The organism is Streptococcus sp. 263_SSPC, assembly GCF_001071995.1.
Lineage (GTDB): Bacteria > Bacillota > Bacilli > Lactobacillales > Aerococcaceae > Granulicatella.
This window is the reverse complement of the sequence record NZ_JVNU01000046.1, coordinates 39,869-49,815: the sequence shown is the minus strand read 5'-3', so window position 1 is coordinate 49,815 and position 9,947 is coordinate 39,869. Positions and strand designations below refer to the sequence as shown.

At 41.1% G+C, this 9,947-nt stretch carries 9 protein-coding genes; all 9 read right to left on the bottom strand.

Annotated features, from left to right (window positions below; genetic code table 11):
• A partial coding sequence (locus ADH02_RS06920) for a Cna B-type domain-containing protein (protein ID WP_048783655.1) occupies positions 1-1,468 on the bottom strand: 1,468 nt, incomplete at its 3' end.
• Positions 1,458-1,919, bottom strand: a complete 462-nt coding sequence (locus ADH02_RS06915; RefSeq protein WP_048783654.1) for a GtrA family protein — start codon at positions 1,917-1,919, stop codon at positions 1,458-1,460. The genes ADH02_RS06920 and ADH02_RS06915, both read right to left, overlap by 11 nt.
• Before the next feature lie 126 nt (positions 1,920-2,045).
• The gene (gene rpoE / locus ADH02_RS06910; protein ID WP_048783652.1) at positions 2,046-2,660 is read right to left on the bottom strand and encodes a DNA-directed RNA polymerase subunit delta; all 615 of its coding nucleotides are present in this window, start codon (positions 2,658-2,660) and stop codon (positions 2,046-2,048) included.
• A 77-nt stretch (positions 2,661-2,737) separates the two neighbouring features.
• Positions 2,738-3,157: a DUF1934 domain-containing protein gene (locus tag ADH02_RS06905; RefSeq protein ID WP_048783650.1), complete on the bottom strand. Its 420-nt coding sequence runs from the start codon at positions 3,155-3,157 to the stop codon at positions 2,738-2,740.
• Between the two features lie 369 nt (positions 3,158-3,526).
• Positions 3,527-4,957 carry an Asp-tRNA(Asn)/Glu-tRNA(Gln) amidotransferase subunit GatB gene (gene gatB, locus ADH02_RS06900; RefSeq protein ID WP_048783649.1) on the bottom strand — a complete coding sequence of 477 codons (1,431 nt, stop codon included), beginning with the start codon at positions 4,955-4,957 and terminating at the stop codon, positions 3,527-3,529.
• A 14-nt stretch (positions 4,958-4,971) separates the two neighbouring features.
• On the bottom strand, positions 4,972-6,429 hold the full coding sequence (gene gatA, locus ADH02_RS06895) for an Asp-tRNA(Asn)/Glu-tRNA(Gln) amidotransferase subunit GatA (RefSeq protein WP_048783646.1): 1,458 nt from the start codon (positions 6,427-6,429) through the stop codon (positions 4,972-4,974).
• Positions 6,426-6,734: an Asp-tRNA(Asn)/Glu-tRNA(Gln) amidotransferase subunit GatC gene (gatC, locus tag ADH02_RS06890; protein WP_048783644.1), complete on the bottom strand. Its 309-nt coding sequence runs from the start codon at positions 6,732-6,734 to the stop codon at positions 6,426-6,428. Before gatC ends, gatA begins: the two co-directional genes overlap by 4 nt.
• A gap of 65 nt (positions 6,735-6,799) precedes the next feature.
• Positions 6,800-7,927, bottom strand: a complete 1,128-nt coding sequence (locus tag ADH02_RS06885; protein WP_048783642.1) for a CamS family sex pheromone protein — start codon at positions 7,925-7,927, stop codon at positions 6,800-6,802.
• Positions 7,928-7,939: 12 nt separating this feature from the next.
• Positions 7,940-9,946, bottom strand: a complete 2,007-nt coding sequence (gene ligA / locus ADH02_RS06880; RefSeq protein WP_152903907.1) for an NAD-dependent DNA ligase LigA — start codon at positions 9,944-9,946, stop codon at positions 7,940-7,942.
• Position 9,947: the final 1 nt, after the last annotated feature.

Sequence of the window (9,947 nt, the reverse complement as noted above, 5' to 3'; positions counted from 1 at the left end):
AAGCTGTTGTTGCTTCTGTTGTTGTTGTAGCCGCAGTTGTTGAAACTGTCGTAGCTTCTGTTGTTGTTGTAGCTGCAGTTGTTGATTCTGTAGTAGATTCAGTTGTTGTAGTCGCTTCAGTAGTAGTTGTAGTTGGTTTGTTTGAAGTATTCACAACTTTGATTACGTTTGAATCATCAATTTTCTCAACTTTTGAAGTATATCCATCAGGAGTGTTTACTTCTTCTACTGAGTACTCAATTTTCTTACCGTCTTTAATACCAGGTAAGTTCGTGAATTCTGCTTTCCAGTCTGAACCTTTTGTTAAAGTTTTTGTCATACCGTCTAATTTTTCACCATTAGCGAATAATTGAACTGTGATATCTTTGCGGTCTGCTTCGCTATCGCCAACCCATTCTTTTTGAACTGTAACTGTTGTGTCACCGCTCACCCAGAATTTCAATTCTGTGTTATTCCAGAATGCTGGATCTTCTTGTGGAGTTGTGATTTCGTCAGATTTCAATGTTGCGTTGTTGTCCACGCGAATTGTTGTCTTAGGAATTAATGTTTGGTATTCAATGATTAATTCATCGTCTGTAGCTGTTTTGAACACATCACTTACGTCTGATAAATTCACAGTGAATCCATTTCCGTCTGCATCAAATTTAACGTGTTTCCAGAAATCCCAACCTGAAGCAACTACTTGTCCACCTTTCCTTAATGTGAATGATGGTTTTAAGTAAGTTCCCACAAAGAATTCACTTGCTGCATGGTTCGCAGCTGGAGCAAAAGTGATTTTAGAGTAATCTACCGCTGGAGCTTGAATGCGGTCTGTTACCACTGGGTTTGTGATAGCTTGTTTTTTACCATCGCCATTGATACGGATAAACCATTTTGTAAGATAGTAGTCATCTCCAACTTTCATCCATGCGTAGTTTTCAGATGCATCTAATTTGAATTCTTTAGATACATAGTCACCAGTAAGGTTGTATTTATTTAAAACAGATTCAAATACGCCAGGGCCATCAGGACGTGTGATCACGACTGATTCAGAACCTACTTTTGAAGTTGCCGTTTTGTTTCCAGGATTTCCTGGTGTGCTATCCCATTCTGCTTTGTATGAGAAAGCACCTTTAACGTTGTGGTTCATTGATTCGATTGCTTTTTTGAAAGTAAAAGTAATCTTTTTGTTTGTCATCGAAATCGTCGCCACTTCAGCACCGTTTGCTTGTAGTGATTGTGTTGCGATTTCAGTGATGTTGACACCTTCTGGAGCATCGATTGTGAAAGTATCTCCTTCTTTAACAGCTTTACCTGTTAAATCCCAGTCGAAAGAAAATGTTACCTTTTGACCGCTTGTTGTTGCTTTTAAGTTTGAAACAGTTGGTGTTACTGTTGCCGCGTTAACAGGTTGCATCAAAGTAAGTCCTAAAATAGCCCATGCAATCATCGCAACGAATGCCACTGTCTTCTTAAAACTAGATTTCATTTTTTTCCTCCATTCCCTTTTCTGGCTCTGTAGCCTCATCTTGTTTGAACGCCCAAAAACGTTGCCCCACGTAATTTAATAGTACGTACAAGCCCATTCCAATCACGAGTGCGATATTTCCTTGTAATTTTTCTCCTGCTCCTTGGAAAAGATACAAGGCTATAGGTTTCGCAACCCCGTACGCTAATAAATAACATACGGTCAAATTAATAGCGAATCGGATAATGGCTTTTGAACTAGTTTCCTTCACCTCAAATGTGTACTTTTTGTTAAGGAAGTAACTAAGGATTCCTCCACATAAGTAGTTCATCGCTGAAGAGACCCAATAATCCATCTGCAGCATATTAAAGCAGAAAAACATAATAGCCGTTCCGAACAATGTATTTATAATTCCAACGACGATAAATTTTAAGAACGTCTTATCAAAAATTTTAAGCAGTTTATTTTTCAAATTATTTCCTCCAAATTTACCTTGTTCGGGTACATTATACACCTATCTTCACAAAAAGCACAACTTACGAACAAAAAATTCATAAGTTGTGCCCTTATTTTTTCTGATTATTTCCGAAGACTACTCTTAGTCTTCCTCTTCTTCGTCGAAATCTTTGTCTAAATCTTCGTCGTCGATGATAATTAAGTCTTCTTCGACACTTGCTTCGTCTACTAAGTCTTCATCAGCACCTAGTTCGTTCAAGTCAGAACGGTAAGCATCAATTTCATCTTCTTCATCTACGTCGTCATCAAGCTCAACATCGATATCGTCGTCTAGGTCATCGCTATCAAGATCTTCGTCATCAATAAGCTCTTCATCTTCTGGATCATCATCGTTGTAATCGATAAGATCATCGCTACCGAACGCGTTGACTTTCTTACGTTTCTTACGAGGTTTCTTCACTTCTTCGTCTTCCATAGATGTCGCAATTTCTTCATCGATAGAATCGATTGGATACCAAGCGCGTAATCCCCAACGGTTATCTCCAAGCGAGATAAAGCTTCCGTCGATATTTAAGTCTGTATAGAAGCGAGCCATACGTGATTCTAACGCTTCGTCACTTAATTCCATGTATTCTTGAATTTCTACTAATAATTGGTTGAAATCTAAAACTTCATTCTTAGCTTCTAAAATAGCATGCGCTACTTCGACCATTGATAATTCGTTTTTATTAATGCCATCGAGTTTCTTTAATTCCAATGGTTACACTTCCTTTCCGGTTCATCTTAAACAGTATAGCACAGATTCTTCATATTGTGCTACTTTAGAGAGATTTTTTATGCATTTTCCCCTGTTTGTAAATGAAACGTCACAAGCGAGCTTGTAATCAGCTGTCTTTGTTGGAATAACTGATATTCTAAAACTACTAGCACCGTCTCCTCTGCTTCTTCCACGTGTAGTTGTTTTGTCTGAATATCAAAATGCATTTGACGACCAGCACCTAATTCATAGATTCCTTTCGTCGCCTTTGTTTGATTAAACTCCATCTTACTACGCGCATCGCCTTGACGATGAAGTGTCACATGCGGCACTTCTCCTGTTGTATCGACTTCTACTTTCACACGCGTATTTGTTTCATCCTCTACATAACTAAGCACAAAACCAGAACCCTTACGAAGACGCGTCGCATCCGCAAGCATGCGCTGCTTCATCGTTTCCCCGCCTTGACTTAATACCGTTTCAATCGTTAACTTCACATTCCATCCCCCTCTCGTTTACTTTCCTTCTCCCTTTCTGGATTTTTAGCAGGCAAGCAAACTCTGCATTGCAACCCCCTATTCCAAAAAGGATTCTAAATTCAAAAATACTTTTGATGGCGGAGAATTTTCGGAACTTTTTGGAAGGGAGAACCTTTCGGATGTTATAAAAACAGTTATGGGAATTCGTATTAAATGCGAATTAGAGGGCGTAAGGAAATTTTTCCCTACGCCCTCTTTGAGGCTTTAAAGGTGAGAGACCCTAGGCTCGAACCGGTACCTCATAACAGTTTTTATAACAGCAATCCGAAAGGATTCGAAACCCCAAAAAGAAGCCGAAAAAATTCGTAGCCATTAAATATATATCTTTTAGTATTTCGTTAACTCTTGTTGTAATAGTTGGTTTACAACGCCAGGGTTTGCTTTCCCTTTCGTTTGCTTCATAATTTGCCCAACTAAAAATCCAACAGCACGGTCTTTACCATTCTTGAAGTCTTCAATAGACTGTGCATTGTTCTCCAACACATCTTGAATAATCGGTAATAACTGAGCAGGATCACTCAATTGAACCATACCGTGTTTTTCAACAACGCCTTTTGCAGTTCCGCCTTCTTCTGCTAATAACAAGAAGACTTTCTTCGCTAATTTCGAACTGATTGTTCCGTCTGCGATTAATTGAATCATTTCTGCTAAGCTTTCTGGCGTTAACTTCAAGTCTTTCAATTCTAATTTCTTGCTGTTCATGTGCGCTGAAATGTCACCCATTAACCAGTTTGACGCTTGTTTAGGATCTGCACCAGCCGCAACTGTTGCATCGAAGAAATCAGACATTTCTTTTGTTAATGTTAATACCATTGCATCATATTCTGGTAAGCCAAATTCGCTCACGTAACGTTCACGACGTTTGCTTGGCATTTCAGGAATTGACGCACGAACTTCTTCAATCCATTCATTTGAAATATGGAAGTTTGGTAGGTCTGGTTCTGGGAAGTAACGGTAGTCACTTGAACCTTCTTTAACACGCATTAAAATCGTTTGACCAGTCGCATCATCAAAACGACGTGTTTCTTGTAGGATTTCTCCTCCATTACGTAGAACGTTCGCTTGACGAACTTCTTCGAACGCTAACCCTTTACGTACGTTGTTAAATGAGTTTAAGTTTTTCAACTCTGTTTTTGTACCGAATTTTTCTTGACCATAAGGACGAATTGAAATGTTCGCGTCACAACGCATTGAACCTTCTTCCATCTTCACGTCAGAAACACCCGTAAACATGATGATTTGACGAAGTGCTTCAAGGTACGCATAGGCTTCTTCAGGAGAACGCATATCTGCTTCTGATACGATCTCAATCAGTGGAGTTCCTTGACGGTTTAAGTCCACATATGAGAATCCGTCTGTTCCGTGCGTATTTTTACCCGCATCTTCTTCTAAGTGGACACGTTCAATACGAATACGTTTTGTTTGTCCTTCTACTTCGATATCAATCCAGCCATCATGACCGATTGGGTAATCGAATTGAGAGATTTGGTACGCTTTTGGATTATCAGGGTAGAAATAGTTTTTACGGTCGAATTTTGTATCTTGAGAAATCGTACAGTTCAACGCAAGAGCTGCACGCATCCCGAATTCTAACGCGCGTTTATTCACGACAGGAAGTACCCCTGGATATCCCCAGTCGATCACGTTTGTATTTGTATTTGGTTCCGCACCGAAATGCGCTGGTGATGGAGAGAACATTTTTGAATCAGTTTTTAATTCAACGTGGCACTCTAAACCAATAATTGTTTCAAAGTTCATGTGATTGTTCCTCCTTATAATTGTGGGCGGCGTAAGTAGTAATCATTTGCTTGTTCAAATGCATACGCTGCTTGGTAAATCGTTTTTTCTTGGAAGTAATTTCCGATTAATTGAATTCCGACTGGTAAGCCTTCGTTTGTGAAGCCGGCAGGAACTGAAATCGCTGGTAATCCAGCTAAGTTCACAGGAACTGTTAATAAGTCTGCCATGTACATTGCGATTGGGTCGTCACTGTGTGCGCCTAATCCGAATGCTGCAGAAGTTGTTACAGGTCCTAAGATTAAATCATAGTTTTCAAATACTTTTGCAAAGTCTTGTTTGATTAATGTACGTACTTGTCCAGCTTTCTTGAAGTAAGCATCGTAGTAACCAGAACTTAAGCTGAATGTTCCAAGCATGATACGACGTTTTACTTCCATTCCGAACCCTTCAGAACGGCTCTTCACGTATAAATCTTCTAATGTTTCTGCGTCTGTAGAACGGTGACCGTAACGGATTCCGTCAAAACGTTGTAAGTTAGAAGAGGCTTCAGATGAAGCGATAATATAGTACGCTGGAATACCGTATTTAGAGTGAGGTAGGCTCACTTCTTCTACGATAGCCCCCATTTCGCGGTATTGGTCAGCCGCTTTTAATACAGCTGCTTGAACTTCAGGGTCCACACCTTCCGCAAAATATTCTTTTGGCAACGCGATACGCATGCCTTTGATGTCGCCTGTTAATCCTTTATGGTAGGCTGGCACTTCTTGTGGCACACTTGTTGAATCGCGGTGGTCATATCCAGAAATCGCACTTAATACTAAGGCGTTATCTTGAACGGTACGTGTAAATGGTCCGATTTGGTCTAAGCTTGACGCAAAGGCAATCAAACCGTAACGAGAAATACGACCATATGTTGGTTTCATCCCAACAATCCCTGTGAAACTTGCAGGTTGGCGGATAGAACCACCTGTGTCTGAACCTAGAGACGCAAGTACTTCACCAGAAGCAACTGCTGCGGCAGAACCACCTGAAGATCCACCAGGCACTTTTGTTAAGTCCCAAGGATTTTTTGTTTTCTTGAAGTAAGAAGTTTCCGTTGAACCACCCATGGCAAATTCGTCCATATTTAATTTACCAACGTTAACCGCACCTTCAGCTTTTAATAATTCCATAACGTGCGCGTCGTAAATTGGGTTGAAGTCTTCTAACATACGGCTTGAAGCAGTTGTTAAAAGGTCGCGAGTGACGATATTGTCTTTAATCCCGATTGGAAGACCTTGAAGAGACGCTTCTTCGCCGTAGCCTTTTTCGTCAGCAGCGGCTGCTTGTTTTAACGCTTCTTCTTCGTTTAATGTCACGAACGCTTCTACTTTAGGTTCTAAAGCATGGATACGCTCGAATGTTTCTTTTGTTAATTCCACAGAAGTGAATTCTTTATTACGAAGACCTTCGTGAAGCTCAACTAATGTTTTATTTCCAATAATACTCATGCTTCACCCTCCTCGTTTTCGCCCATAATTGCAGGCACTTGAATAAATCCATCTTCGCATGTTTTCACATTACGCATTAACAAGTCGCGGTCTGTTCCTTTTTCAGCAACGTCTTCACGCATCACATTTACTAATGGATATCCGTGAGTTGTGACAGGCACACCCGTTGTATCTACTTCGTTTAATTGTTCCACCATATCAATGATATCGCTCATTTGTTCTGTAAAATGAAGGATTTCATTATCGGCAAAAGTTAGCTTTGCAAGTTTGGCAACGTGTCTAACTTCTTTTTCCTCAATGGCCATGTTTTTCCCTCGCTTTCAAAATCATTACTTTACTATTGTAAAAGGCTTCTAGGCCTCCGTCAACGTTAATCAAAGATATGGTATGTGAAGACTCCTTGTGACATATCTTGCAGTAAGAATGCTTCCATTCCATTAATTGAACTAATTCGAACTTCTACCGGTGTTGTTTTCGGTAGGTATTTGTTTGCAACGTCCGTTACGTGCTGTGCTAAAGCGATAATTTCTGATTCGCCATAGAATTGCGTTATGATATTCACGACCATCTTCTTAGCTACATTATCTTGATACATCACACGAGCCGTTACCCCTGAGAGGTTCGGGAAGAAGTTTTGCACTTCTGTTCTGAAGTTTTCAAACGCTGTTGACTCTTCTGTCGCAGATTCGTTCACTAATGGAAGCACGACTACTTTTTGATTCACGTTTGACCAGTTTGTAATCTCTGTTCCTTCTACTGAAGTCGCTTCAAGAACATATACCCCACCGCCGATGTCATCTTTAGACGTTTGACGGAACACTCCGAACACGATTGGCACAGCCTTCAATGCATCATTTTGACGAAGTCTTGTCAGAATTGTGTTAGCGATGGCTTTGGCTTGTTCGATCATCGCTTCATTTGAAATTTCTGTTTCAGCATCTTTACCGTCGTTCGTGTAGTAATCCACACTATTCATGGCAATCCCGATGCTAATTCCACCTAATTCAAAGTTGTTTTCTGTTTGAATCATGTAGTCTTGTTCGAGGATTTGCGCTAAATAAATTGGCGCACGACCTGTTGGAGACGTATCTCCGTTATCAGCAGGGTTTAACCCGTCTGGATTTTTATCACTCTTACGTGCAATCCATTTTGCGGTTGTTTCCGCGTCGATGATTTGGCCTTCTCTGAAGAAGTATTGGTTCGTAGGGAACACGCTTCTCGAGAGGTCAATCAAGCCTGTTTCGAAGTTCTTTAAGTTGAACCCTGTATTTAAACTTAATGTCGCACCGCGGTTTTGGCTCACTTCGTATTTACCATTTGTGATAAGCGCGCGGTAAAAATTGTTTGATAATTGATTTGTTGTTGATTGTACTACTTTTGTATTGGAATCTTTACTAGAATTCGAGCCTTGTTGATTCGCTCTTGTAACATCCGCACAGGCAGCTAGCGAAATAACACTGGCTAATCCAAGTAATCCCAATCGTAATTTCTTTCTCATGTGACATCCTTTCTATGCAAGAGAATCGAGAAATTGTTGCTCACTCCACACTTCGATTCCGAGGTCATTGGCCTTCGTTAATTTACTTCCGGCAGAATGACCCGCAATCACCACGTCCGTTTTCTTAGAAACGGAACCGGTCACTTTCGCACCGAGCGATTCGAGTTGTTCTTTTGCATCTTGTCTTGTTAATTGTTCTAAAGTCCCTGTTAATACAACTGTCTTGCCGCTGAGGACGTGTCCTGAGGCAGCTGAGTCGTCTTTTGTCACTCCAAGATAGGTCATATTCACGCCACTATCTTGCAATTCTTGAATTAATTCTTGAACAGATGGTTGTTCAAAATAAGTTTTTACACTATAAGCAATAATATCACCTAAACCATCAATTTCCAACAATTGTTCAATGCTCGCTTCTTGCAGAGCCGTCATCGTTTTAAAATGTTGCGCTAATTCTTTCGCCGCCTTGGTTCCAACATGACGGATCCCAAGCCCTGTTAAGAGGCGCTCGAATGAGTTTTCTTTACTCTTCTCGATGGCTTCAAGGATATTTTCTGCGCTCTTTTGTTGCACCTTGTCTAAAGCAAGTAACTGGTCTAGTGTTAATTTATATAAATCTGCCACATCCATGACAAGCCCTTCTTCAAAAAGTTGCTTGATGACACGTGGCCCAATCCCACTCATATTCATCGCGTTACGAGAAACAAAGTGGCTTAACCCTTCTGTCAATTGAGCAGGACATTTTGGATTCAAGCAGCGAATCGCTACCTCTTCTTCCAAATGTTCTAATTTTTCATGACAGACCGGACAAGTCGTTGGAAACTCGTAAGGCTTGCTCGTTTCTGGACGTTTCTCCAAAATCACGCGTGTAACTTCTGGGATAATGTCTCCAGCTTTATGAATCACAACCGTATCTTCCAAGCGAATGTCGCGCTCTTTAATCAAGTCGATATTATGCAAGCTCGCACGGCGCACCGTCGTTCCTGCTAGTTGAACAGGATCCATCACCGCAGTCGGTGTCACCACCCCTGTACGTCCAACCGTCCACTCGATATCGCGGACAACGGTTTGTGCTTCTTCAGCTGGGAACTTGTACGCAATCGCCCAACGTGGAGCTTTCACCGTAAATCCAATTTCTTCTTGAGCCGCAAAATCATTCACCTTAATCACCATACCGTCAATTTCATACGGTAAGTCTGGACGTTTTGAAGCAATCGTCTCGATGTAATTCCATACTTCATCAATCGTTTGGCATTTTAAGCGCTCTGGATTTGTGACAAAGCCAATCTCTGCCATTTTTTCTAACAGCTCTTCTTGGGTAGAAACGTTTAATTCTTCCACACTTGGACTGCTGTAAAGAAAGACCGATAAGTTTCGCTTCGCTGCAATTTTTGGATCCAGCTGACGAAGACTTCCCGCCGCCGCATTTCTTGGGTTGGCAAAGACTTCGAGTCCTTCTTCTTCACGCGACTCGTTTAATGCCACGAAAGATTTCTTCGGCATATAACATTCCCCGCGAACTTCAATATTCCAAGGTTCTTTTAGAGAAAGCGGCACAGATTTAATCGTACGGACATTCCCCGTTACGTCTTCTCCTGTCGTTCCGTCGCCACGAGTCGCTCCAAGTACAAGCTGACCGTTTTGATACGTCAACGCGATAGAGAGTCCGTCGATTTTCAATTCACATACATATTCAATCACACGGTTCGTTAATTTACGAAGACGCGCATCGAATTCTTCCAAGTCTTCTTTTGAGAAAGCATTTGAAAGGCTGAGCATTGGGTTCGTGTGCGTTACCTTCTGGAATTGGTCGAGCACTTCTCCACCCACACGTTGCGTAGGTGAATCAGCTGTCACGAATTCCGGATGTTCAACTTCAAGCGCCACTAGTTCATGATAGGCCTTGTCGTACTCCGCATCGGTTGCGGTAGGCTTATCCTCCACATAATACTCATGACTCCAACGATTTAATTGTTCTTTTAGTTCTTCAATTCTTTGTTGAATCGTTGTACTCATCTCCATC